The organism is Pseudomonas sp. 18175, from assembly GCF_050432925.1.
GTDB lineage: Bacteria > Pseudomonadota > Gammaproteobacteria > Pseudomonadales > Pseudomonadaceae > Aquipseudomonas.
In genome coordinates, this window is record NZ_JBKFTO010000010.1 from 109438 (window position 1) to 134452 (window position 25015).

Below are 25015 nucleotides of genomic sequence, written 5' to 3' on the forward strand. Positions count from 1 at the left end.
GCTCCCTCGCCACAGAAACCCTGCCCACATTAGACTGTAGTGACTTTGATACCCCCTTTGCCTCTGCCGAGCGTTCCATGTCCGACTTGCTCGACCGTTACCCGCTGACCCCGGGCACTTACCATGAACTGCTGGACCACAGCGGCGCCGTGCGCGCCCATTGGCAGCGCCTGCTCGACCACCTGCAACGCAGCACCCCGGCGCAACTGGCCCAGCGTCAGGCGCTGTTGACCCGGCAGATCCAGGAAAACGGCGTGACCTACAACGTCTACGCCGACCCCAAGGGCGCCGACCGCCCCTGGGAACTGGACCTGTTGCCCCATGTGCTGGCGGCCGAAGAGTGGCAGCACCTGTCCGCCGGAATCGCTCAGCGCGCGCGCCTGCTCAATGCGGTGCTGGCCGACCTGTACGGCCCGCAACGGCTGATCAAGGAAGGCCTGCTGCCGGCCGAGCTGGTGTTTGGGCACAACAATTTCCTGTGGCCGTGCCAAGGCATCCAGCCGCCGGACGGTGCCTTCCTGCACCTGTACGCCGTCGACCTGGCGCGCACGCCGGATGGCCGTTGGTGGGTCACCGCCGACCGCACCCAGGCCCCGTCGGGCGCCGGTTACGCGTTGGAAAACCGCACCATCGTGTCCCGTGCCTTCCCGGACCTGTACCGCGACTTGCAGGTGCAACACCTCACCGGTTTCTTCCGCACCTTGCAGGAAACCCTGGCCCGCCAGGCGCCCAGCGCCGAACAGCCGCCGCTGATCGTGCTGCTTACGCCAGGGCGTTTCAACGAGAGCTACTTCGAACACCTCTACCTCGCCCGTCAGCTCGGCTACCCGCTGGTGGAAGGCGGCGACCTCACGGTGCGCGACAGCTGCGTGTTCCTCAAGACCCTCAGCGGCCTGCGGCGGGTGCACGCGATCATGCGCCGCCTCGACGACGACTTCTGCGACCCCTTGGAGCTGCGCACCGACTCAGCCCTCGGCGTGCCGGGCCTGCTGGATGCCGTGCGCCAAGGCAACGTGCTGGTGGCCAATGCCTTGGGCAGCGGTGTGCTGGAATCCCCTGGCCTGCTGGGCTTTCTGCCGAAGATCAACGAATTCCTGTTCGGCGAAGCACTGATCCTGCCGTCTATCGCCACCTGGTGGTGCGGTGAAGCGCCGGTGCTGGCCGAAGCGCTGGAAAAACTCCCGGAGTTGCTGATCAAGCCCGCGTTTCCGTCCCAGAGCTTCACCCCGGTATTCGGCCGCGACCTGGACGCAAAGCAGCGCCAGGCCCTGGCCGAGCGCATGCGTGCGCGGCCTTACGCCTACGTCGCCCAAGAGCTGGCGCAACTGTCCCAGGCGCCGGTGTGGCACACCGTGGAAGATCATCTGCAACACCGTGCTATCGGCATGCGGGTATACGCCGTGGCCAGTGAGGACGGCTATCGCGTGCTGCCCGGTGGCCTGACCCGCGTGGCCGCCGAAGCCGATGCTGAAGTGGTGTCGATGCAGCGCGGCGGCGCCAGCAAAGACACCTGGGTGCTGGGTGAAGGCGCGCCGGGCAATGAGCAGTGGCGTGCGCAACGTACGATTGGTGTGCATGATCTGGTGCGCCGCGACCCGTATCTGCCGTCCCGCGTGGTGGAAAACCTGTTCTGGTTTGGCCGTTACTGCGAGCGTTGCGACGACAGCGCGCGCTGGCTGCGTATCGTGTTAGCCCGCTATGTCGATGGCGATGACCCACAAGCCTTGCAGGCCGCCGTCGAACTGGGGGAAACCCTGCGCCTGCTGCCGGAGGAGGGCGAGTTGCCCGAGCGCCTGCTGGCAGCGCTGCTGGGCGATGACTGGCCGTCGAGCCTGCGGGCCAACTTGCAGCGCTTGCAGTGGGCGGCGTCCCAGGTGCGCGGCAAGTTGTCCCGGGAGAACTGGCAGGCCCTGGTGGAGCTGCAACGCGAAGCCATGGAGCTGGAAAGCGAGACTCCGGATTTTGGCGAGTTACTGGACTTCCTCAACCGCCTGGTGATGTCCCTGGCGGCATTGTCCGGCTTTGCCCTGGACGACATGACCCGCGACGAAGGCTGGCGCTTTTTGATGATGGGCCGGCGCATCGAGCGCCTGCAATTCTTGAGCAGCAGCCTGGCCGCGTTCCTGCGCGGCGTGGCGGTATTTGATCAGGCGGGGCTGGAGTGGTTGCTGGAACTGGGCAACAGCAGCATCACCTATCGCTCGCGCTACCTGGCGGTGCCGCAGTTGATCCCGGTGCTCGACCTGTTGCTGCTGGACGAGCAAAACCCCCATGCGGTGTTGTTCCAGTTGAAACTGGTAAGCCGCACCTTGCGCCGTCTGAACGATGATTTTGGTGTGCCTCGGGAAACTGGCCTCGGCCCATTGGTGGAGCGCCTGGCGCGCTTCGACCTGGGTTGCCTGGAGAACCCGTTGTTTGGCGAGCCCAGCGTGCGTGCCGCGCTGGACGGCCTGGCCGACCTGCTGCAAGCAGTGGCCGATGAGAGTGGGCAAGTGTCGGACCGCTTGGCGTTGCGCCACTTTGCCCATGTGGATGATGTCAGCCAGCAAACGGTGTCGCTGTGATGAGTGCGCGCTACCAGATTTTCCACGATACCCATTACCACTACGACAGCCCGGTGTCCCTGGCCCAGCAGTTGGCGCACCTGTGGCCACGGCCGTGCGCCTGGCAGCGGTGCACGGCGCAGCAACTGGATATCAGCCCACAGCCGTCGTCGCGGCGCGATGAGCTGGATGTGTTCGGCAACCCCATCACGCGATTGGCGTTCGAACGTCCCCATGATGAGCTGCTGGTGAATGCCGGGCTGACCGTGGAAGTGCTGGCGCGGCCGGCGTTGGATTTTCAGCAATCACCCGCGTGGGATAAAACCCGTGACAGCCTGACGTATGGCAGCCAGCCGCTGTCCGATGAGCGGATCGAGGCCATCCGCTATCGCTTTGAATCGCCCTATGTGCATTTGAAGAAAACCTTCGTCGAGTTCTCCGAGAGTTGCTTCCCGCCGTCTCGCCCGTTGTTGCTGGGCGTGCAGGCATTGATGCAAAAGATCTTCGCCGAATTCACCTTTGATGCCGAAGCCACGCAAGTCGCCACGCCACTGGTGGAGGTGCTGGAGCGCCGTCGCGGCGTGTGCCAGGACTTTGCCCACCTGATGCTCGCCTGCCTGCGCTCGCGGGGCCTGGCGGCGCGCTACATCAGCGGCTACCTGCTCACCCAGCCACCGCCCGGCCAGCCACGGCTGATCGGCGCCGACGCGTCCCATGCGTGGGTGTCGGTGTATTGCCCTGTATCGGGTTGGGTAGATTTTGATCCGACCAACAATGTGCAGCCGGCACTGGAGCACATCACCCTGGCCTGGGGCCGGGATTTCTCCGATGTGTCGCCGTTGCGGGGGGTGATTCTGGGGGGAGGGAGCCATGACCCGGAAGTGCGGGTGACGGTGATGCCGCTGCAATAGCGGCAGATTGTGGTGAACCGGGCGCACCGGTTCACCACAAAGGAAATTATTCAGCCGGATCTTTTGGTGTTTCGGTCTCGTCGCTCGTTTCTTCACCATCGACGTCTGCGTTCAGCCCATTGGCTTCTTCGTCTGCAGCGGCTTTCTTGCGTTGCAGTTTTTCCTCTTTCTTCTGCTCCTTGGCCAGGTCTCTCTGACGTTTGGCGAAGGAGTAATTAGGTTTGGCCATGGGCGATCCTCTAGGGTCGAAGGTGAGGTTGGCGGCGCGCAGCTGCCTTGGGCTGCCATGGTAGCAGCTTAGCAGCGCGCTTGGCCTTCACTTACCGCAGGCGTACGCGGCCAAAAGGCCGTTGAACAGTTGGTTTAAGTGCATGGCTCGGACTCCAGTAGGTACTGGGCCGATCATAGGAAGGTCGTACTACTTTGGCTGTTAGATTGTGTTGATAAGTCTGATAGCCTAAAGTTGTATACAATCCGTTGACTCAGATCATAAGAATTTGTGCCTGAATCAGGCACCCTTGTCGCAATACGCGTTTTCTAAACCCTGCCTTGGAGATTCACATGTTTGCAAAAATCGTTGCTGTTTCCCTGCTGACACTGGCGAGCGGCCAGTTGCTCGCCGCAGAGTGCGCGGTCACCGTTGACTCCACCGACCAGATGTCCTTCAACACCAAGGAAATCACCATCGACAAGAGCTGCAAGACGTTTACCGTGAACCTGGAACACTCGGGTAACCTGCCGAAAAACGTCATGGGCCACAACTGGGTACTGACCACCAAGGCTGACATGCAAGGCGTCGCCACCGACGGCATGGCCGCAGGCATCGACAAGAACTACCTGAAAGAAGGCGACACCCGCATCATCGCCCACACCAAGATCATTGGTGCTGGCGAGAAAGACTCGGTGACGTTTGATGTGTCCAAGCTGGCTGCCGGGACTGAATACGAGTTCTTCTGCTCGTTCCCTGGTCATAACTCGATGATGAAAGGCGCGGTGGTTCTGAAGTAAGACCGCGGTATCGTTCTTCGCGAGCAAGCCCGCTCCCACATTCGACCCAGTTCCAACATGAGAATGCGGTCAAAATGTGGGAGCGGGCTTGCTCGCGAAGACGGCCTGACAGTCACTACAAAACTAACTGGCTACCTCACGGCGCAAACGGCATCACCCGCTTATGCTCCGTCTTGCGGTAGGTCTCACAGATAATCCGGAACGCTTCCTCCCGCACCGGCTCCCCATGCAAAAACGCATCGATCTCCGCATAGGTCACGCCATGTGACGCCTCGTCCGGCTTGCCCGGCGACAAATCTTCCAAATCCGCCGTCGGCACCTTCTCCACCAACGATTCCGGCGCACCAAAGTGCCGCGCAATCGAGCGCACCTGGTTCTTCACCAGCCCGCTCAGCGGTGCCAAGTCGCACGCGCCATCACCGAACTTGGTGAAAAAACCCATCACCGCTTCCGCCGCATGGTCAGTACCAATCACCAAACCGCCCGCCGCGCCGGCGATGGTGTACTGCGCCACCATGCGCATCCGCGCCTTGGTGTTGCCCAGTACGAAGTCGCGGGACACCGCGGCTTTGCCTTCAAACGCCGCCACTTCACCCGCCAGGGCTTTCACCGCTGGGCCGATGTTCACGGTGTGGCGCTCGTCTGGCTCGATAAAATCCACGGAGGCCGTGGCATCGATTTCATCGAACTGGGTTTCGTACGGCAGGCGTACCGCGATAAAACGGTAGGCCTCGTCACCGGTGCTGGCGCGTAGTTCCTGCATGGCGCGCTGGGCCAAGAGGCCGGCGGTGAGGGAGTCGACGCCGCCACTGATGCCCAGCACCAGGGTCTTGAGCCCGGAATTGCGCAGGCAATCCTGGATGAAGGTGATACGCCGGGCGACCTCGGCTTCGAGGGCGGCCTGGTCCTGGAACGGTGCTTGAACCTTGAGCTGCTGCGCTATCTCACGCTGTACGGCTTGCATGATTCACTCCTTGCTGGAAAGGGCAGGTACTTTGAAAACGTGTCGCAAATAGGCGACAAAATTCGGGTCGGTGCAGTGGGTCTTGCCCGCTTCATCGGAGATCTTGGCGACGGGCTGGCCATTGCAGGCGGTCATTTTAAGCACGATGCTCATCGGTTCCACACCAGGAATGTCGCAGGTCAGGTTGGTGCCGATGCCGAAGCTCACATTGATGCGCCCACGCAGCGCCCGGAAGATTTCCAGGGCCTTGGGCAGCGACAGGCTGTCGGAGAACACCAGGGTCTTGCTCATCGGCTCGATGCCCAGATGGTGGTAATGGGCGATGGCTTTTTCGGCCCACTGCACCGGGTCACCGGAGTCGTGACGCAGGCCGTCGAACAGCTTGGCGAAGTACAGGTCGAAGTCGCCGAGGAAGGCATCGGTGGTGATGCAGTCGGTCAGGGCGATGCCCAGCAGGCCACGGTATTCACGCACCCAGCAGTCGAGGGCGGCGATCTGGCTGTCGATCAGGCGCGGGCCGAGTTGCTGGTGGGCCATGATCCATTCGTGGGCCATGGTGCCCAGGGGTTTCATGTCGAATTCGCGGGCCAGGTGCACGTTGCTGGTGCCGACGAAGCGGCCGGGGAAATCGTGCTTGAGCACGCTGACCACTTCTTCCTGCACCCGGTACGAAAAGCGTCGGCGGGTGCCGAAGTCGGCCACTTGCAGTTCGGACAGCTCTTCGCTGCTGGCATTGGCCGTGAGCCAATCAAACTTGCGGTAAAGCTGTTCGCGGGCCTGTTCGAGGATCACGGTCTGGTAGCGATAGCGGTTACGCACTTCGCTGACGATGGCCAGCATCGGCACTTCAAACAGGATCACATGTAGCCACGGCCCGCGCAGGCGGATGAACAGCTCGCCGTTCTCGATGCCGGTTTGCACATAGCGCAGGTTGAAGCGGAACAGCCCGAGAAAGCGCAAGAAGTCTGGCTTCATAAAGCTGATGCGCTCCAGGAAACCCAATTGGTCAGGGCTCAGGCTCAGCTCGGCGAGGCGTTCGATCTGGTAGCGGATTTCCGCCAGGTACGGGCGCAGGTCTTCACTGTTACGGCAACGAAACTCCCATTCAACTTCCACGTTGGGGTAGTTGTGCAGCACCGCCTGCATCATGGTCAGCTTGTAGAAGTCGGTGTCGAGCAGGTTCTGCACGATGCGATCGGCAAACACACTCTCGCTCATAACGGGAATCTCCAGACGGGTCGGCGATGGGCGCCGGCCTTTACGCACAATTAAGGAAGGGGGCTAGTGGCGCATAGGCAAGGGGTGGTTTGCCAGTGATTTTTTGCGTTGTGGCCACTGACGCCTTCGCGAGCAAGCCCGCTCCCACATTTTGGAATGCATTCCAAGTGTGGGAGCGGGCTTGCTCGCGAAGGCGATAGTCCAGGCACTAAATAACCTGCTCCATCATCCACTTCACAAATTCGCGCACCTTGGGCACCTCCGCCGAATGCTCCGGGTAAGCCAGGTAATACGCATCCTGGCTCGGCATCGCGTGCTGCCACGGGATCACCAACTTGCCCTCGGCGAGTTCTTCTTCCACCAGAAACCGTGGCAACAACGCCACGCCGCAGCCGACCTGCGCCGCACGAATGCACATATAGAACGTATCGAACCGCGGCCCATGGTAGCTGTGCTCGGTCTGGTAACCCTGGCTGGCAAACCAGTCATGCCAGCCTTGCGGGCGCGAGGCATTTTGCAGCAGCACCAGTTCGCTCAGTTGCGTTGGGTCAGTAAAGGGCTGGGCGGGCAGGCTTTCCGGTGCGCACACGGGGATGAGCTCTTCGCTGAACAACCTGAGGCTCTCGGTGCCGGGGCGTGAACCCTGGCCAAAGTAGAAGGCCATGTCGGCCTTGCCTTGCAGCAGTTCGTCCGGCTCCTGCTCGTTGCACAGGTCCAGGTGGATGTGCGGGTGACGCAGCCGCCAACCCTTGAGGCGCGGCACCAGCCAGCGCGCGCCGAACGTGTAGGGCGTGGACACCCGCAGCACTTCGGTCTCGCCGCCGTAGGAGCGCAGGTAGTGGGTGGACATCTCCACTTGGGTGAGGATCTTGCGCACCTCCACCAGGTACAGGTCGCCCGCCGGGGTCATCTGCAAGCGGCGACGCACGCGGCGAAACAGCAGGTGTTGCAGCAGTTCTTCCAACTGTGCCACCTGCTTGCTCACGGCACTTTGGGTGAGGTTCAGCTCCTCGGCGGCGCGGGTGAAGCTCAAATGCCGAGTGGCAGCTTCGAAACACTGCAGGGCGGTGATCGAAGGCAAATGTCTTTTGTTCAGCACGGCGTGCCTCTTTTTATACTTTGCATGAATAAACGGAATGATATCTCGCCTAATGGTCGTTTGTTGGCAAGTCTTGGGCCAGCTACAAATAAGGCCTGGATCGCCGTGTCTGTCGGCGGCGCAATTTTGATGTTTGCAGATTGAAGGAGTGACCCATGGTTGCCGCATTGCTTGATCGTCTCGGAGTAAACCCGGCGCTGTACCAGTCGGGTAAAAACCCGGTGCATTCGCCCATTGATGGCAGCGTTATCGGCAGCGTGCACTGGGAAGGTGCCGCCGAAGTGGAGCAACAGGTCAGTCGCGCCGAGCATGCATTCGACGCCTGGCGCAAAGTGCCAGCGCCGCGCCGTGGTGAACTGGTGCGCCAATTCGGCGACGTATTGCGCGAATACAAGGCGGACCTGGGCGAGTTGGTGTCCTGGGAAGCTGGCAAGATCACCCAGGAAGGCCTGGGCGAAGTGCAGGAAATGATCGACATCTGCGACTTCGCCGTCGGCCTGTCCCGCCAGCTCTACGGCTTGACCATCGCCTCTGAGCGTCCAGGCCACCACATGCGTGAAACCTGGCACCCGCTGGGGGTGGTCGGCGTGATCAGCGCCTTCAACTTCCCGGTGGCCGTATGGGCCTGGAACACCACCCTGGCGCTGGTGTGCGGCAACGCGGTGATCTGGAAACCCTCGGAAAAAACCCCGCTCACCGCCCTGGCCTGCCAGGCGCTGTTCGAGCGCGTGGTGAAAAACTTCACCGATGCACCGCCGTACCTGAGCCAAGTGATCATCGGTGGGCGCGATGCCGGCGCCGCCTTGGTCGATGACCCGCGTGTGGCTTTGATCAGCGCCACCGGCAGTACCCGCATGGGCCGCGAAGTAGCGCCGAAAGTCGCCGCGCGTTTTGCCCGCAGCATCCTTGAGTTGGGCGGCAACAACGCGATGATCCTTGGCCCAAGCGCCGACATGGACATGGCCGTGCGCGCCATCCTGTTCAGCGCCGTCGGCACCGCTGGCCAGCGTTGCACCACCCTGCGCCGCCTGATTGCCCATGAATCGGTAAAGGCAGAGATCGTCACCCGCCTCAAGGCAGCCTACTCCAAAGTGCGCATCGGCCACCCGCTGGAAGGCAACCTGATCGGCCCGCTGATCGACAAGCACGGCTTCGACAACATGCAGGACGCCCTTGAGCAAGCCTTGAGCGAAGGCGGCAAGGTATTCGGCGGCAAGCGCCAACTGGAAGACCAATTCCCGAATGCCTACTACGTATCGCCCGCCATTGTGGAAATGCCCGAGCAAAGCGACGTGGTCTGCACCGAAACCTTCGCACCGATTCTGTATGTGGTCGGCTACACCGACTTCGCTGAAGCGCTGCGCTTGAACAACGCAGTGCCTCAAGGATTGTCGTCGTGCATCTTCACCACTGACGTGCGCGAGGCGGAGCAGTTCATGTCGGCGGTGGGCAGTGACTGCGGTATCGCCAACGTCAATATCGGCCCAAGCGGCGCGGAAATCGGCGGCGCGTTTGGCGGTGAAAAAGAGACCGGTGGCGGGCGTGAGTCGGGTTCGGATGCGTGGCGTGGGTATATGCGTCGCCAGACCAATACCGTGAATTACTCGCTGGAGTTGCCGCTGGCGCAGGGCATCACTTTCGACTAAATCCCTGACGAAACGCGGCTAAAAATGTGGGAGCGGGCTTGCTCGCGAATGCGGTGTGTCAGTCAACAGATATTCAACTGATCCACCGCATTCGCGAGCAAGCCCGCTCCCACATTTGATCCCATTCACAATTTGAAAAGTGGTTTGTTAGGTCTCACCGGAGTCTGGCAATGGCATTACGCGAAACATGTTTATGGGAGTACCTCACCCCCAGCCGCCCCGATCGCGCCGCGCTCAAGGGCGAGGTCAAAGTGGATGTGTGCGTGATCGGCGCCGGCATCACCGGTTTGTCGGCGGCCATTCATTTGTTGGAACAAGGTAAAAGCGTCGCCGTACTGGAGGCCCATCGCACCGGCCACGGTGGTTCGGGGCGCAACGTGGGCTTGGTCAACGCAGGCCTGTGGATCCCGCCGGATGACATCGAAGCCGGTTTCGGCGAGGCCGTAGGCAGCCAGCTCAATCGCATGCTGGGGGCGGCGCCGTCCCTGGTGTTCAGCCTGATCGACAAATACAACATCGACTGCCAGCTACGCCGCGAGGGCACCTTGCACATGGCGCACAACGCCCGTGGCGAGGCGGATCTGCGCAGCCGTGAAGAACAATGGAAGCGCCGTGGCGCCCCGGTAGAATTGCTCACCGGCCAGGCCTGCGAGCAAGCCACCGGCACCAAAAAAATTGCAGCAGCCCTGCTGGATCGGCGCGCCGGCACCTTGAACCCGATGGCCTACACCAGTGGGTTGGCCAACGCTGCCGTAGGTTTGGGCGGGCAGTTGTTCGACCATTCTCCGGTGACCCAGTTGGAGCGCCAAGGCACGCAGTGGTCGGTGCAAACGGCCCAGGGCTCGGTGCAGGCTGCACAAGTGGTGATCGCGTCCAATGCCTACACCGAAGGTGAATGGACCGAGCTGCGGCGCAATTTTTTCCCCGGCTACTACTACCAGGTCGCGTCGGCCCCACTGACGGATGAGGCGGCCAAACAAATCCTGCCGGGTGGCCAAGGTTCGTGGGACACACGCCAGGTCCTGAGCAGCATCCGCCGCGATGCCGATGGCCGTTTGTTGCTGGGCAGCCTGGGCAATGGCAACCAGAAACCGGCGTGGTTCCTCAAGGCGTGGGCCGATCGGGTGCAGCAGCACTACTTCCCGTACCTCAAATCGGTGCAGTGGGAGTACACCTGGACCGGCCGCATCGCCTTCACCCCGGATCACCTGATGCGCCTGTTCGAACCTGCCCCTGGCTTGGTGGCAGTCACGGGCTATAACGGCCGTGGCGTGACCACTGGCAGTGTGGTCGGCAAGGCATTTGCCGACTACCTGTGTCACCAGAATCCCCAGGCGTTGCCGATTCCGTTCGCACCGATGCAGCCGTTAGCCGGCGTGGGCCTGCGCAGCTGCCTTTATGAGGCGGGATTCTCGCTGTATCACGCGGGGCAATGCCTGAGGATCGTGATCTGATCAGCGAAATACCGCTCAGAAGCCTGCATTTTCTTAGCAGGCTATTAATCTGTATTGGTGCAAGTCGTAGCAATCATGCACTGTAAATGTGCAGTTCCGTTACGCCATTTGTTACAGCTGTAGGAACTGTCGTTTCTCCGTCTGGTTGCAGGTGCGACCTGTCAGGGTTGTACTTTTTTTAGGTGGTTGGTTGCACCTATTGAGGTTGAAGGGTTGCACGTCCTGACGAACGGCGTCCAAACGCCCGTAATAACAATGACACCGGGTCTTTTTGAAGAATAAAAACGTACTGGCACGAGGCTTGCTCTGGGCTTTCAGTGAAAAGTTTGAACGCAAGTTGTCGTGCCTAAAATCAAAAATATCGGAGCACCACTCATGTCCCAGACGTTTTACAAGAAAGGTTTTCTGGCCCTCGCCGTTGCAGCGGCGCTGGGTGTTTCTACGTTTGTCCAAGCTGATGTGAAGATTGGCGTAGCGGGGCCCATGACGGGCGCCAACGCAGCTTTCGGTGAGCAGTACATGAAGGGTGCCCAGGCGGCAGCTGATGTGATCAACAAGGCTGGCGGCATCAACGGCGAGAAAATCGTCCTGGTGGCCGGCGACGACGCGTGTGAACCCAAGCAGGCCGTGGCCGTGGCCAACCGCCTGGCCGACCAGGACAAAGTGATCGGCGTGGTCGGGCACTTCTGCTCCTCCAACACCATCCCGGCCTCTGAGGTCTACGACGAAGCGGGGGTCATCGCGATCACCCCAGGCTCCACCAACCCACAAGTCACCGAGCGCGGCCTGGCCGCCATGTTCCGTATGTGCGGGCGTGACGACCAGCAAGGCATCGTTGCCGGTGACTACATTGTCGATGTGCTCAAGGGCAAGAAAGTCGCGGTTATCAACGACAAGGACACCTACGGCAAAGGCCTGGCCGACGCCACCGCTGCCCAGTTGACCAAGCGCGGCGTCAAGCCAGTGCTGGAAGAGGGCCTGACCCGTGGCGAGAAAGACTTCAGCGCTTTGGTCACCAAGATCCGCTCCATCGGCGCGGACGTCGTGTACTTCGGCGGCCTGCACCCGGAAGCGGGCCCGTTGGTTCGCCAGATTCGTGAAGCCGGCCTCAAGGCTGCGTTCATGTCCGATGACGGCGTAGTGACCGACGAACTGGCGAAAACCGCCGGTGGCAACCAGTACGTCGATGGCGTCTACATGACCTTCGGTGCCGACCCACGGCTGCTGCCAGACAGCAAAGCCGTGGTGGATGAGTTCCGCAAGGCCGGGTATGAGCCAGAAGGCTACACCCTGTACGCCTACGCTTCGATCCAGGCCCTGGCGGCTGGTTTCAATGGCGCCAAGTCCAACAAGGGCGAAGATGCGGCCAAGTGGCTGAAAGCCAACCCTGTCCAGACCGTCATGGGTAAAAAGGAATGGGATGGCAAGGGCGACCTGAAAATCTCCGATTACGTGGTTTACCAGTGGGACAAAGACGGTAAATACCATCAGCTGGAAAAACAGAAGTAAGCACAAGCACCACATGCCCAATGTGGAAGTGGCTTGTTGTGGCGAGGGAGCTTGCTCCCGCTGGAGTGCGTAGCACTCCCAAACCGATCACCGAAGTACATCTGATGTATCTCGATCGCCCAGTTTGGGGCTGCTTCGCAGCCCAGCGGGAGCAAGCTCCCTCGCCACATAAGCATCTCCCGCAGGGGACTGTGTTGTGATCGAGATCTGTCTTTTCCTCCAGAAGCGCCGCACACCCACAGGTGTGCAGGTGCTCACCGCGTGAGATTGCGTTATGGATGGTATTTTCCTGCAGCAACTGGTCAACGGCCTGACCCTCGGGTCGGTCTACGGCTTGATCGCCATCGGCTACACAATGGTCTATGGCATCATCGGCATGATCAACTTCGCCCACGGCGAGGTTTATATGATTTCCGCTTACCTCGCGGCGATCAGTCTGGCACTGCTGGCTTACTTCGGCATCGAATCCTTCCCGCTGCTCATTCTCGGCACCTTGATCTTCACCGTGGTCGTCACCGGCGTTTACGGTTGGGTCATCGAACGTGTCGCCTACAAACCGCTGCGCAACTCCACCCGCCTGGCCCCGCTGATCAGCGCGATCGGCATCTCCCTGATCCTGCAGAACTACGCGCAGATCGCCCAGGGCGCCAAGCAACAAGGTATTCCTACGCTGCTGGCCGGGGCCTGGCGTGTCGATATCGGCACCGGGTTCGTCCAGCTCACGTACACCAAGGTGTTTATCCTGGTCGCCGCCTTCGCAGGCATGGCCTTGCTGACCTACATCATCAAATACACCAAGCTCGGCCGCATGTGCCGCGCCACCCAGCAAGACCGCAAGATGGCGTCGATCCTCGGGATCAACACCGACCGCGTGATCTCCTACGTATTCGTCATCGGTGCCGCCATGGCCGCACTGGCCGGCGTGCTCATCACCCTCAACTACGGCACCTTCGACTTCTATGCCGGCTTCATCATCGGCATCAAGGCATTTACCGCAGCGGTACTCGGTGGCATCGGCTCCCTGCCTGGGGCGATGCTCGGCGGGATCATCCTCGGTATCTCCGAGTCGCTGTTCTCGGGGTTGATCAACTCTGACTACAAAGACGTGTTCAGTTTCTCCCTGCTGGTGGTGATCCTGATCTTCCGTCCCCAGGGCCTGCTGGGTCGCCCACTCGTGGCTAAGGTGTAAACATGTCTGCTGCCAAACCTATCGATATCAAGAAAAGTGTGGTCGATACGATCCTTGCCGGGCTTATTTCGCTGGTCGTGTTCGGCCCTATCGTCGGCGTAGTCCTCGACGGCTACAGCTTCAACCTGGAACCGGCCCGCGTGGCCACCCTGGTCGCCATCGTGATGGCTGGCCGGTTTGCCCTGAGCCTGTTCCTGCAAACCCCTAAGGGCTTGAAGATTCTGCAGGGCTTTGAAAGCAGTGGCTCTGGCGTGCATGTGCTGGCGCCGGACTACAAATCGCGACTGCGCTGGATCATTCCGGCGCTGATCGTGATCGCCATCGTATTCCCGATCTTCGCCAACAAGTACCTGCTGACCGTGGTGATCCTGGGGCTGATCTACGTGTTGCTTGGCCTGGGCCTGAACATCGTGGTGGGCCTGGCGGGCTTGCTCGACCTGGGTTACGTGGCGTTCTACGCCATCGGCGCCTACGGCCTGGCGCTGGGTTACCAATACCTCGGCCTGGGCTTCTGGAGCGTGCTGCCGCTGGCGGCCATCGCGGCAGCCTTAGCGGGGTGCATACTCGGCTTCCCGGTGTTGCGAATGCACGGTGACTACCTGGCCATCGTGACCCTGGGCTTTGGTGAAATCATCCGCCTGGTGCTCAATAACTGGCTGTCGTTTACCGGCGGCCCGAACGGCATGCCGGTGCCATCCCCGACATTCCTCGGCCTGGAATTCGGGCGCAAGGCGAAGGAGGGCGGGGTTCCGTTCCACGAGTTCTTCGGCCTCGATTACAACCCCAACATCAAGTTCATGTTCATCTACATCGTGCTGTTTTTGGTGGTGCTGGCCGTGCTGTACATCAAGCACCGCTTGACCCGCATGCCGGTGGGCCGCGCCTGGGAAGCCTTGCGCGAAGATGAAATCGCCTGCCGTTCCATGGGCCTGAACCACGTACTGGTCAAGCTCTCGGCGTTCACCATTGGTGCCTCCACCGCAGGGCTTGCCGGGGTGTTCTTTGCCAGCTACCAGGGCTTCGTCAACCCGTCGTCGTTCACCTTCTTCGAGTCGGCGCTGATCCTGGCCATCGTGGTGTTAGGCGGTATGGGCTCCACAGTGGGTGTGGTGATTGCGGCGTTCGTGCTGACCGTTGCGCCGGAGCTGCTGCGCAGCTTCTCCGAATACCGCGTGCTGCTGTTCGGTGTGTTGATGGTGGTGATGATGATCTGGCGCCCACGCGGGTTGATCCGCATCAGCCGTACCGGTGTGACACCACGTAAGGGAGTGGCGCCATGAGCAAGGAAGTCGTTCTTTCCGTGGAACACCTGATGATGCACTTCGGTGGCATCAAGGCCTTGAGCGATGTAAGCCTCAAGGTCGAACGCAACTCGATCTTCGCCCTGATCGGCCCCAACGGCGCGGGCAAGACCACGGTGTTCAACTGCCTCACCGGCTTTTACAAAGCCAGCGGCGGCAAGATCAACCTCAACGTGCGCGGCAAGCAGACCGATGTGATCCAGTTGCTGGGCGAGCGTTTCCAGCCCACTGACTTTGTGTCGCCCAAAAGCTTCCTCAGCCGGGTGTACTACAAGATGTTCGGCGGTACTCACCTGGTGAACCGCGCAGGTCTGGCCCGTACGTTCCAGAACATTCGCCTGTTCAAGGAAATGTCGGTGGTAGAGAACCTGCTGGTGGCCCAACACATGTGGGTCAACCGCAACATGCTGGCGGGCATCCTCAACACCAAGGGTTACCGCAAGGCCGAAAGCGACGCCCTCGACCACGCCTTCTACTGGCTCGAAGTGGTGGACCTGGTGGACTGCGCCAACCGCTTGGCCGGTGAGCTTTCCTACGGCCAACAGCGCCGCCTGGAAATCGCCCGGGCCATGTGCACCCGGCCACAGATCATTTGCCTGGACGAACCGGCCGCTGGCCTCAACCCCCAGGAAACCGAAGCCCTCAGCGCGATGATTCGCCTGCTGCGCGACGAACATGACCTCACGGTGGTGCTGATCGAACACGACATGGGCATGGTGATGAGTATTTCCGACCACATCGTGGTGCTGGACCACGGCAACGTGATTGCCGAAGGCGGGCCGGACGCGATCCGCAACGACCCGAAAGTGATTGCCGCCTACCTGGGCGCCGACGAAGAGGAGCTGGTATGAGCGCACCTATCCTCGAAATGAAGGACCTGGACGTGTACTACGGCCCGATCCAGGCCCTGAAAAAAGTCTCGTTGCACATTAACGAAGGCGAAACCGTGAGCCTGATCGGTTCCAACGGCGCGGGCAAATCCACGCTGCTGATGTCGATCTTCGGCCAGCCACGCGCCGAGTCGGGGCAGATTCTGTACAACGGCGTGGACATTACCCACAAGTCGTCCCACTACATCGCCTCCAACGGCATTGCGCAGTCGCCGGAAGGGCGGCGGGTGTTCCCTGATATGACCGTCGAGGAAAACCTGCTGATGGGCACCATCCCCATCGGTGACAAGTACGCCCAGGAAGACATGCAGCGCATGTTTGAGCTGTTCCCCAGGCTCAAGGAGCGGCGCACCCAGCGGGCCATGACCATGTCCGGTGGCGAACAGCAAATGCTCGCCATCGCACGTGCGCTGATGAGTCGGCCCAAGCTGTTGCTGCTGGACGAGCCAAGCCTGGGCCTGGCGCCGATTGTGGTGAAGCAGATCTTCGCGACCCTGCGCGAGCTGGCGGCCACTGGGATGACCATCTTCCTGGTGGAACAGAACGCCAACCATGCGCTGCGCTTGTCGGACCGGGCGTATGTGATGGTCAACGGCGAGATTCGTCTTACAGGCACGGGTAAAGAGTTGTTGGTGAACGAGGAAGTGCGCAACGCCTACCTGGGCGGGCACTGATCTCAAATTTGACGCAAGCCCCCTGTGGGAGCGGGCTTGCTCGCGAAAGCGGTGTGTCAGTCAGTACATCTGAAACTGACTCACCGCATTCGCGAGCAAGTCGAATCGTCGCACCGCCGCTCCCACATTTGTTTTTCGGTGTTCACAAGGCCGATTCCAAATTGTGGAAAACAAATCCAGCCTCCCTCCAAAGCGCGACATATAGCCGCCGCAAATCCCTGTTTTGTCACAGTTTTGACTTGTCCCCACCTACTGTGGAACCGGCTGTGGGTAACGTGGTAGTACTTGGCTGAACACCTTTAAAACCGTGGCTTACAGACTTGTGATCGTTTTTTGATCAGGGGTTTTTTCGCGACCGGCCAAGGGGTTTGTCAACCTGTTTAAAGACACAGGTATATGACCGATTTATGTCCCCTCGGCCTGTGGATAAGTCTGTGATTAAACTCTGGAAAGACCGCCGCAGGGGCCGGAACGACTGGCCTGGAGCCATCGTTCTGATTTTTCCAGATTCAAGGGGCCTACATATGGCCCTGCCTAGGTCAAGCAAAAAACTTTCTAAAACCGCCTGAAAGCCCCGCATACAGCGGCTTGGGGCTTTTTGTACTTGCCCCCAAAGACTGTGGGCGCAGCTGTGGATAACCTGCGTGCACATAGCTGTAAGCCACGGTTCATAAGGCTTTTCGCGACATGGTTAAAAAGTGATCAGCTGTGAGTGAAGTTCTGCGCATAGCGGTTGCCGCAACGGCGGTGTACGGGCATTCTGCTGGCTGATTTTTTTCCCGATGCCCGCAAGGAGAACACCATGTCCAACACGCTGTTTATTACTGGCGCAACCTCAGGTTTCGGCGAAGCCTGCGCCCGACGTTTTGCCGAAGCCGGCTGGAAACTGGTGCTCACCGGCCGTCGTGCCGACCGCTTGAATGCGCTGGTCGAAGAGCTTTCCAAGCAAACCGAAGTACATGGCCTGGTGGTAGACGTGCGTGACCGCAAAGGCATGGAAGATGCCATCGCTAGCTTGCCGCCGTCGTTCGCCAAGCTGCGCGGGCTGATCAACAACGCCGGCCTGGCGGTGGGCACTGACCCAGCGCCCAAGTGCAGCCTCGACGATTGGGAAACCATGGTCGACACCAACATCAAGGGCCTGCTGACCACCACCAACCTGCTGCTGCCGCGTCTGATCGCCCACGGCCGTGGCGCGGGCATCATCAACCTGGGTTCCATCGCTGGTAACTACCCGTACCCAGGCAGCCACGTGTATGGCGGCTCCAAGGCGTTCGTGAAGCAGTTCTCGCTGAACCTGCGTTGCGACCTGCAAGGCACGGGTGTACGTGTGACCAACATCGAGCCAGGCCTGTGTGAGAGCGAGTTCTCGCTGGTGCGCTTTGGCGGCGACCAGGCGCGGTATGACGCGACCTATGCCGGTGCCGAGCCGATCCAGCCGCAGGACATTGCCGACACGATCTTCTGGGTCATGAACACCCCAGCGCATGTGAACATCAACCGCTTGGAACTGATGCCGGTGAGCCAGACTTGGGCTGGGTTTGCCATCGAGCGCGGCGCCAAAGCTTAAGACTGATCGCTCCTGTGGCGAGGGAGCTTGCTCCCGCTGGGGCGCGAAGCGGCCCTAAGATTTTGGGGCCGCTGCGCAGCCCAGCGGGAGCAAGCTCCCTCGCCACAATCAGCCAAAACAGGCCATAAGGTACACTCCCCTCCTGAAAACCCCTCCGCATCGTGCGGTTTTAAGGTTTTGACGGGAGGAAATGTGAGTAACCGAGGTGAGCAGGCCCTGCTCAAACAATCGACCATCCTGATGTTCGCCGTAGCGATCGCCGGGATTGTCACGGGTGTGATCTCTGGCGCCCAATCCATTCTGTTCGACGGCTTTTTCTCGCTGATCGCCACCGCCATCAAGGTGTTGATGCTGATCACGGCCAAGCTGATCGCCAAAAAAAGCAACGAGCGCTTCCAGTTCGGCTATTGGCACCTGGAGCCCATGGTGCTGCTGATCGAAGGCAGCTTCCTGCTGCTGATCGCCATCTATGCGTTTCTCAACGGGGTGTTCGGCATTATCAATGGCGGGCGCGAGATCGAGTTGGGACTGGTGATCATTTATGCGGCGGTGTTTACCGTCGTGGAGTTCGCCTACTTCTTCTACGTGCGCTATCGCAACCGCACGCTCAAGTCTTCGCTGATCCAGTTCGACAACATCAGCTGGCTGGTGGACGCCATGCTGTCGGTAGGCTTGCTGATCAGCTTCCTGGCGGCCTTGTTGCTCAAGTCCCAGGGTTATGGCGAGTGGGCGGTGTATGTCGACCCGCTGATTCTGATCCTGCTGGCCCTGAGCATGCTGGCGCCGGCGTTCAAGATCCTGCGCCCGGCGTTGCGTGAAGTGCTGGGGATTGCCCCGGACCAGTTGGACGACAAAGTGCGCGAAGTGATGGACGCGGCCCAGGCCAAACACGGTTTCGACGACTACGTGTCCTACGTGCAAAAGCACGGGCGGGCGCGGTTTATCGAGATTCATGTGGTGTTGCCGGCGGATTACCCGGTGGATAACGTCGCGACCCTGGACGGGCTGCGCGAAGAGATATCCACAGGGCTGGGCAAACCGGATGCGGCGCGGTGGCTGACCATCAGTTTTACGGGGGATCGCAAGTGGATTGCGTGAGGTCTGTTAGACCGAGGTGAGGCTATCGCAGCGATGCGGCGACCCGACAAGCCAGCTCCCACAGTTTTGACCGAGTACACGGTCGAATGTGGGAGCTGGCTTGCCTGCGATAGGGCCCTAAAGGTCAGCCCAGATGCTGGATCAGCCCCTGATAGCAAGTCGCCAAGTGATAAGGCGTAGTCGACGGCATATCCCACCGACTCACCACACCCTGGGCATCCAGGCATTCATTCCAGCCTTTCTCATGCAAGAAGTGCTGTTGCAGCGCCTGCAACTGACGCTGCAACACCGCCTCGCTGCCCGGCCGCAAGGTCAGCGCCCGCAGGTATTCCGCTTGGGCCCAGATGCGCTGGGTGCCATCGCGCACGCTGCCATCCAGCGCCAGCATGCCGCTGACCGCACCGCTCAACTTATCCACACCCATTTGCTCGGCGTAGGCAAATGCCCGCGTCAACGAGCCGTGCAAGGGCGTACCGCGCAGTACATCCGAAGATTCCAGCAGGAAAAACCACTCGAACTGATGCCCCGGCTCAAACCAGTTATCCACAGCACCCAACGGCTTTTCCATCATCACGCCGTGCTGGCGGTCGATGAAACGCTGCTGCATGGCCGTCGCCAATTCCAGCAGGGCCGCTTGTACACCGGCGTCTTCACGCACGGCGAGGGTGGCCAGGAAGCCTTCGGCCAGGTGCATCAACGGGTTTTGCAGCGGGCCGGACTTGAGGGATGACCAATTGCGCTCCAGCACGGCTTCGTAGAGGCCGTCGCCTGTGGCAAAGCGCAGTGCGACCACTTCCAGGGCGGCATTGAGCACCGACTCCACCAACGGCTCGCGCACTTTGGCCCAGTAGTGAGCGCAGGCGAAGATGATGAAGGCGTGGGTGTAGAGGTCTTTGCGCTTGTCCAGCGGCTGCCCGGCTGGGTCGATGCTGTAGAACCAGCCGCCGTGCTCGGCATCGTGGAAGTGCCGTTGCAGGGAACGGAACAGCGCCGCCGCACGTTCCTCGGCAAAGGCTGCACCGGGTTCGCCGATCAGGCTGGCGAACAGATATAACTGCCGGGCGCAGGCCATGGCGCGGTAGCGCTGTGGAGGCAATGGGCGGTGATCGGCGTCCAGCGCTTCATAGGGCAGCGCCAGGTCGGCATTCCAGCCCGGGCCTTGCCAGAGCGGCACGATCAGGCTGTGGAAGTGCGTGAGCACGGCGTTCAGGGCGGAGTTTGGAGCGGTGGGCATTGGCTGGCGTCGTCACGGCAGGGGTGTAGGCGCGCATGGTAGCAGGCTTGGGATCTGTGTTGTTTGTGCTGCCGTCTTCGCGAGCAAGCCCGCTCCCACAGTTTGACCGTATTCCAAGGATGTACTCGGTCAAACTGTGGGAGCGGGCTTGCTCGCGAAGAGGCCCTTGATAGCGCCGAAGATCAGCCTGCCAACAACCAAACCCCAGTCGCCGCCGAAGCCGCGCCCGCAACCCGCACCAACGGCGCCGCCGCAGCCGGCAGGAAACGCACCACGGCATACCCGGCCGCGTGCAAAACAGCCGTCGCACCGACAAACCCGGCCGCATACGCCCACGGGCTGGACATGTCCGGCAGCTCAAGGCCATGCGCCACACCGTGGAACAGCGCAAACAACGCCGTCGCCCCCACTGCTACAAAGAGTGGCGGACGCACCGCTAGCGCCACCGCCAAGCCCAGGGCCAGCACCGATGCAGCAATCCCACTTTCCATCGCCGGCAGTTGCATGCCTTCAAAACCCAGCACGCCGCCCATCAGCATGGTGCCGACGAAGGTGCACGGCAGGGCCCAGCGTGCGGCGCCTTTTTGTTGGGCGGCCCACAAACCCACGGCGACCATCGCCAGCAAGTGGTCGATGCCGCCCAGTGGATGGCTGATACCGGCCACCAGGCCATTGTCGCCATGGCCCGGGTGGGCAAAGGCCAGTGCCGGGGCCAACAACAGGGTGGCGGCGGTGAAGAGTTTTTTGAGACTCATGGTCAGGTTCCTTGTGGGTGGGTCAGGCGGCGGTCAGCAGGCCTTGGCGTTCGATAAAGGCGACGATCTCATCCAGGCCGACACCGGTTTTCTGGTTGCTGAACACAAAAGGTTTGCCGTTGCGCATGCGCGTTGTGTCGCTGTTCATCAACTCCAGCGAAGCCCCCACCAGCGGCGCGAGGTCGATCTTGTTGATCACCAGCAGGTCGGATTTGCAGATCCCCGGTCCGCCCTTGCGCGGCAGCTTGTCGCCGGCGGACACATCGATCACGTAGATGGTCAGGTCTGACAGCTCGGGGCTGAAGGTGGCCGACAGGTTGTCGCCGCCGGACTCCACCAGGATCAGGTCCAGGCCAGGGAAGCGGCGGTTCAATTGGTCCACCGCTTCGAGGTTGATCGAGGCGTCTTCGCGGATCGCGGTGTGCGGGCAGCCGCCGGTTTCCACGCCGATGATGCGTTCTGGCGCCAAGGCCTGGTTGCGCACCAGGAAGTCGGCGTCTTCGCGGGTGTAGATGTCGTTGGTGACCACGGCCAGGTTGTAGCGATCGCGCAGGGCCAGGCACAGGGCCAGGGTCAGGGCCGTCTTGCCGGAGCCCACTGGGCCGCCGATGCCGACGCGCAAAGGTTGTGTGTTCATATGCTTCTTCTCCTAGGAACGGAATAGGCGGCTGTACTGGCGCTCATGGGCCATGCACGCCAGGGACAGGCCAAACGCGGCGCTGCCAAAATGGTTGGGGTCGATGCGCGACGCCTCCTGCTGGGCCTGTTGCAGCAGCGGCAGCAGTTCGCTGGTCAGGCGCTGGGCGGCTTGCTGGCCCAGAGGCAGGGTTTTCATCAGCACTGCCAATTGGTTTTCCAGCCAACTCCATAGCCAGGCGGCGAGGGCGTCGTCGGGGCTGATGGCCCAGGCGCGAGCGGCCAGGGCCCAGCCCAGGGCGAGATGGGGTTTACTGCATTGCTCAAGGACTGCGCGGGCAGAGCTGTCCAATTCCGGCAAGCCATTGAGCAGTTGTTGCAGCGAATAGCCCATCTGCCGGCTCTCTTGGTACAGCTCGCGGGTCTCACGGCTGGCGCGGTGTTCTTCCCACAGCTGCGACAGGCGTTGCCAATCTTCATCGGCAGCGGCGCGGCAGTGGGCAAGCAGCAACGGCGCTTCGAAGCGGGCAAGGTTGAGCAGTAATTGATCACTGATCCAGCGGCGGGCCGTGGCTGCGTCGCTGACGCGACCATTCTCCACGGCCATTTCCAGGCCCTGGGAATAGCTGTAGCCGCCAATCGGCAATTGCGGACTGGCCAGACGCAGCAGCGCCCAGGCTGGGTTCATAGACGTACGCCGAACTGATGCAGCTTGGGCGGGTAGTTGAAGTCTTCGTCGCCATGGCGTGAATGATGATGGCCGCCGCCATAGGCGCCGTGTTCCGGTTGGAACGGCGCCTCGATGGTCTCGGTGGTGGCGCCCAACTGATCAAGCATGGCCTTGAGCACGTAGTCATCGAGCAGGCGCAGCCAGCCATCCCCGACCTGCAAGGCGACGTGGCGATTGCCCAGGTGATAGGCCGCGCGAGTCAGTTCGAAGGCGCTGCTGCAGGACACGTGCAGCAATTGTTCTGGGCGGGCGCAGACGCGTACGACACGTCCGTCCTCCGCCTGCAGGAATTCGCCATCGTGCAACGGCGGCTGGCCACGCTCCAGGAAAAGGCCGACGTCTTCACCGTCGGCACTGAAACAGCGCAGGCGGCTTTTGCTGCGGGCTTCAAAATTCAGCAGCAACTCGGCGGCCCAGAGGGCTTGGGGGGCGATTCGGCGGTGGATCACCAGCATCAGAAGGCTTCCAGCTATGAGCGAAGCAAGTGCTAGAGCAAGGGGCTTGCCAATCCTGGGGAAGAGTAGGAAATGCCTTACAGCCAAGGTGACGACGCCACTAAATAGGGCGTTGGTGAAACAAGTTCGCGCCTCAAGATGGTGCGCGGTTCCGTTCGTCGCACCCGCGGCGTGCGTTTTCGGATTAGTCCTACGAGGTCTCGGGACTTTCCGTTCATAACGTTACGTGCAGGAAAAGTAGGCTTTTCGCTGTGTTCAATTCACTGCGACGTTCATCATGATCAAGTCATTTTATTGGTTAGTCATTGTCAGCCTGTCTTTGGTTATTTCCTCGGCTTCGGCCACGCTGCAGCCGCGCCTTACGTTTGTCGAAACCCTGAAAGAGCCTGCGATTACCGATGTGATCGATAACGTGATCGATCGCGCCCATGAGTTGCTGGGCACCCCTTACAAGTGGGGGGGCAATTCCGTGGAGCAGGGCTTTGATTGCAGCAGTTTCCTGGTTTATCTGTTCAAGACCGAAGCCAATATTCACATCCCGCGTACCACGGCGGCGATGCACCGTTCCAAGGCCACCACCATTAAGCGCAGCGCGCTGAAACCGGGTGATGCGGTGTTTTTCAAGGGCAATGGGCGCGGCCAGGTCAGTCACGTGGGCCTGTATATCGGCGAGGGCAAATTTATTCATTCGCCGCGCACCGGAAAAAATATCCGTATCGATTCGTTGAGCAACCGCTATTGGAATAAAAACTACACCACGGCCAAGCGCTTTCACTCTGCGGGCTGACCGGGTTATTCGGTGCTGCCCAGGCCTTGCCAGTGCTTGAGGCCAATAAAGATAAAGCGCAATTGCTGGGTGATTTTTGCCTGGGGCGTGAGGTGGGCGGGTAAGGCCTGGGCCGGCGGGTCGATGATGTCGGGGAGGGTGGCGAACACGCTTTTGACGATCAAGTCGGCCATCACGTGCAAGCCTTCGGCGTCCAGGTGTTGCAGCTTGGGCATCAGCGTAAGGTCCGCCGCCAGGTCGCGGGTGATGTCTTCACGCAAGGCGCCGATGGCTTGGCGCACGGCCAGGCAGCCGCCATATTGCTCGCGGGCCAGGAACAGGAATTGGGAACGGTTGGCCGAGACCACATCCAGGAATATCCGCACAGAGGCATCGATGATGCCGCCCATCACGAATTCGTTGTGGCGCACCAGGCGGATCGTGGCGCGGAAGGTCTGGCCGACTTCACTGACCAAAACCAGCCCCAGTTGGTCCATATCGGCGAAATGGCGATAAAAACCGGTGGGTACAATACCGGCCGTCTTGGCCACTTCCCGCAGGCTGAGGCTACCAAACCCACGGCCACATTCCATCAGATGGCGGGCTGCGTCCATCAAGGCGAGGCGGGTCTGTTGCTTCTGTTCGGCGCGGGGCAGCATCGGCGGGCGGGCTTAGTCGACAAGTACAGCGATGCACTCTAGCAAAACAGCTCAGTCGGCGTCGAACTTGGCGGGGGAAGGGCGTGATGCGGTCTACAGCAAAGCAAAAGCCCGATCGACAGATCGGGCTTTTTTATCGGCCTCCACAGGCTTAGCTCTGGGCTTGCTGTTGTTCTTTCAGACGGTCGGAACCATCTTCAGCGACCAGGTTGCCACGCAGACGGTCGGAGCCATCTTCAGCAACGGTGTTGCCACGCAGGCGGTCGGAACCATCTTCAGCAACGGTGTTGCCACGCAGGCGGTCGGAACCATCTTCAGCAACGGTGTTGCCACGCAGACGGTCGGAACCATCTTCGGCAACGGTGTTGCCACGCAGGCGGTCGGAGCCATTTTCAGCAACAGCGCCTTTGGCGTAGTCACGGTTTTCTTCTTCTTGCGAACCGCTGCGGGCCAGGGTTTGGCTGGACTGTACGGCTTGCGCTTTATTCTGTGGGGTCGCTTGTTCGGCGGCTGGCAGGGCAAAAGCGCTGGAAGCCAGGACAGACAAGAGGACGGTAGCGAGTATTTGGCGTTTCATGATTGTTGCTCCTTGGGAGGGCGATAAAGTGGGTACAGGGCTAATGCTACTCTCGATAAGTCGATATAAAAGTTCATAAATACAATGGTAATAATCAACGGAATTGATTGTTCGCCGCAGAGGCTCTAG

At 60.7% G+C, this 25015-nt stretch carries 24 protein-coding genes; 13 read left to right on the forward strand and 11 right to left on the reverse strand.

The window, feature by feature from the left end:
- Positions 1-77: 77 nt before the first annotated feature.
- Positions 78-2564: a circularly permuted type 2 ATP-grasp protein gene (locus ACLD1Y_RS15625; protein ID WP_429478775.1), complete on the forward strand. Its 2487-nt coding sequence runs from the start codon at positions 78-80 to the stop codon at positions 2562-2564.
- Positions 2564-3454, forward strand: coding sequence for a transglutaminase family protein (locus tag ACLD1Y_RS15630; protein ID WP_429478777.1), 891 nt, complete (start codon positions 2564-2566; stop codon positions 3452-3454). The genes ACLD1Y_RS15625 and ACLD1Y_RS15630 overlap by 1 nt, the downstream gene beginning before the upstream one ends.
- Positions 3455-3500: 46 nt before the next feature.
- On the opposite strand, the gene ACLD1Y_RS15635 is transcribed toward ACLD1Y_RS15630, so the two are convergent.
- On the reverse strand, positions 3501-3683 hold the full coding sequence (locus ACLD1Y_RS15635) for a hypothetical protein (RefSeq protein ID WP_033897398.1): 183 nt from the start codon (positions 3681-3683) through the stop codon (positions 3501-3503).
- 332 nt (positions 3684-4015) lie between these two features.
- On the opposite strand from ACLD1Y_RS15635, the gene azu reads away from it, so the two are divergent.
- A complete protein-coding gene (azu, locus tag ACLD1Y_RS15640; protein ID WP_429478778.1) occupies positions 4016-4462 on the forward strand; it encodes an azurin in 447 nt (148 codons plus the stop codon).
- A gap of 136 nt (positions 4463-4598) precedes the next feature.
- Here the strand turns inward: azu and nadE are convergent, their stop codons facing one another.
- From nadE to ACLD1Y_RS15655, 3 genes are all read right to left on the reverse strand, one after another.
- Positions 4599-5426 (reverse strand): ammonia-dependent NAD(+) synthetase, encoded by an 828-nt coding sequence (nadE, locus tag ACLD1Y_RS15645; RefSeq protein WP_159960021.1) that lies wholly within the window; start codon positions 5424-5426, stop codon positions 4599-4601.
- A gap of 3 nt (positions 5427-5429) precedes the next feature.
- Positions 5430-6644 (reverse strand): nicotinate phosphoribosyltransferase, encoded by a 1215-nt coding sequence (pncB, locus tag ACLD1Y_RS15650; protein WP_429478779.1) that lies wholly within the window; start codon positions 6642-6644, stop codon positions 5430-5432.
- Between the two features lie 208 nt (positions 6645-6852).
- A complete protein-coding gene (locus tag ACLD1Y_RS15655; RefSeq protein ID WP_429478780.1) occupies positions 6853-7743 on the reverse strand; it encodes a LysR family transcriptional regulator in 891 nt (296 codons plus the stop codon).
- A gap of 155 nt (positions 7744-7898) precedes the next feature.
- Between ACLD1Y_RS15655 and amaB the strand changes: the two genes are divergently transcribed.
- The 9 genes from amaB to ACLD1Y_RS15700 all read left to right on the forward strand — a co-directional run bounded on the left by amaB (position 7899) and on the right by ACLD1Y_RS15700 (position 19074).
- Positions 7899-9389 (forward strand): L-piperidine-6-carboxylate dehydrogenase, encoded by a 1491-nt coding sequence (gene amaB / locus ACLD1Y_RS15660; protein WP_429478781.1) that lies wholly within the window; start codon positions 7899-7901, stop codon positions 9387-9389.
- A 170-nt stretch (positions 9390-9559) separates the two neighbouring features.
- A complete protein-coding gene (gene amaA, locus ACLD1Y_RS15665) occupies positions 9560-10843 on the forward strand; it encodes an L-pipecolate oxidase (protein ID WP_429478782.1) in 1284 nt (427 codons plus the stop codon).
- 375 nt (positions 10844-11218) lie between these two features.
- Positions 11219-12352 carry a branched-chain amino acid ABC transporter substrate-binding protein gene (locus tag ACLD1Y_RS15670; protein ID WP_429478783.1) on the forward strand — a complete coding sequence of 378 codons (1134 nt, stop codon included), beginning with the start codon at positions 11219-11221 and terminating at the stop codon, positions 12350-12352.
- 274 nt (positions 12353-12626) lie between these two features.
- A complete protein-coding gene (locus ACLD1Y_RS15675; protein ID WP_003188099.1) occupies positions 12627-13541 on the forward strand; it encodes an ABC transporter permease subunit in 915 nt (304 codons plus the stop codon).
- Between the two features lie 2 nt (positions 13542-13543).
- Positions 13544-14821: a high-affinity branched-chain amino acid ABC transporter permease LivM gene (livM, locus tag ACLD1Y_RS15680; protein WP_429478784.1), complete on the forward strand. Its 1278-nt coding sequence runs from the start codon at positions 13544-13546 to the stop codon at positions 14819-14821.
- A complete protein-coding gene (locus ACLD1Y_RS15685) occupies positions 14818-15693 on the forward strand; it encodes an ABC transporter ATP-binding protein (protein WP_124525577.1) in 876 nt (291 codons plus the stop codon). The genes livM and ACLD1Y_RS15685 overlap by 4 nt, the downstream gene beginning before the upstream one ends.
- On the forward strand, positions 15690-16406 hold the full coding sequence (locus tag ACLD1Y_RS15690) for an ABC transporter ATP-binding protein (RefSeq protein WP_135292394.1): 717 nt from the start codon (positions 15690-15692) through the stop codon (positions 16404-16406). The genes ACLD1Y_RS15685 and ACLD1Y_RS15690 overlap by 4 nt, the downstream gene beginning before the upstream one ends.
- Positions 16407-17208: 802 nt before the next feature.
- Entirely contained in the window at positions 17209-17976 is a 768-nt protein-coding gene (locus ACLD1Y_RS15695; protein ID WP_429478786.1) for an SDR family oxidoreductase, read from the forward strand.
- Between the two features lie 192 nt (positions 17977-18168).
- A complete protein-coding gene (locus ACLD1Y_RS15700; RefSeq protein WP_429478787.1) occupies positions 18169-19074 on the forward strand; it encodes a cation diffusion facilitator family transporter in 906 nt (301 codons plus the stop codon).
- 124 nt (positions 19075-19198) lie between these two features.
- Here ACLD1Y_RS15700 and ACLD1Y_RS15705 read toward each other — a convergent pair whose 3' ends face one another.
- From ACLD1Y_RS15705 to ureE, 5 genes are all read right to left on the reverse strand, one after another.
- Entirely contained in the window at positions 19199-20308 is a 1110-nt protein-coding gene (locus ACLD1Y_RS15705; protein ID WP_429478788.1) for an AGE family epimerase/isomerase, read from the reverse strand.
- A gap of 182 nt (positions 20309-20490) precedes the next feature.
- Positions 20491-21063 carry a HupE/UreJ family protein gene (locus ACLD1Y_RS15710; protein WP_429478789.1) on the reverse strand — a complete coding sequence of 191 codons (573 nt, stop codon included), beginning with the start codon at positions 21061-21063 and terminating at the stop codon, positions 20491-20493.
- A 22-nt stretch (positions 21064-21085) separates the two neighbouring features.
- Positions 21086-21700 carry an urease accessory protein UreG gene (gene ureG, locus ACLD1Y_RS15715; RefSeq protein ID WP_028615537.1) on the reverse strand — a complete coding sequence of 205 codons (615 nt, stop codon included), beginning with the start codon at positions 21698-21700 and terminating at the stop codon, positions 21086-21088.
- Between the two features lie 12 nt (positions 21701-21712).
- Complete coding sequence (locus ACLD1Y_RS15720; RefSeq protein ID WP_429478790.1) at positions 21713-22387, reverse strand: urease accessory protein UreF; 675 nt, start codon at positions 22385-22387, stop codon at positions 21713-21715.
- Entirely contained in the window at positions 22384-22884 is a 501-nt protein-coding gene (gene ureE, locus ACLD1Y_RS15725) for an urease accessory protein UreE (RefSeq protein ID WP_429478791.1), read from the reverse strand. Before ureE ends, ACLD1Y_RS15720 begins: the two co-directional genes overlap by 4 nt.
- Positions 22885-23161: 277 nt before the next feature.
- On the opposite strand from ureE, the gene ACLD1Y_RS15730 reads away from it, so the two are divergent.
- Positions 23162-23671 carry a C40 family peptidase gene (locus ACLD1Y_RS15730; protein WP_429478792.1) on the forward strand — a complete coding sequence of 170 codons (510 nt, stop codon included), beginning with the start codon at positions 23162-23164 and terminating at the stop codon, positions 23669-23671.
- Positions 23672-23676: 5 nt separating this feature from the next.
- Here the strand turns inward: ACLD1Y_RS15730 and ACLD1Y_RS15735 are convergent, their stop codons facing one another.
- Both ACLD1Y_RS15735 and ACLD1Y_RS15740 read right to left on the reverse strand, forming a co-directional pair.
- Positions 23677-24309 carry a TetR family transcriptional regulator gene (locus ACLD1Y_RS15735; RefSeq protein ID WP_065900186.1) on the reverse strand — a complete coding sequence of 211 codons (633 nt, stop codon included), beginning with the start codon at positions 24307-24309 and terminating at the stop codon, positions 23677-23679.
- A gap of 151 nt (positions 24310-24460) precedes the next feature.
- Positions 24461-24886 (reverse strand): hypothetical protein, encoded by a 426-nt coding sequence (locus ACLD1Y_RS15740; RefSeq protein ID WP_429478793.1) that lies wholly within the window; start codon positions 24884-24886, stop codon positions 24461-24463.
- Positions 24887-25015 lie beyond the last annotated feature (129 nt).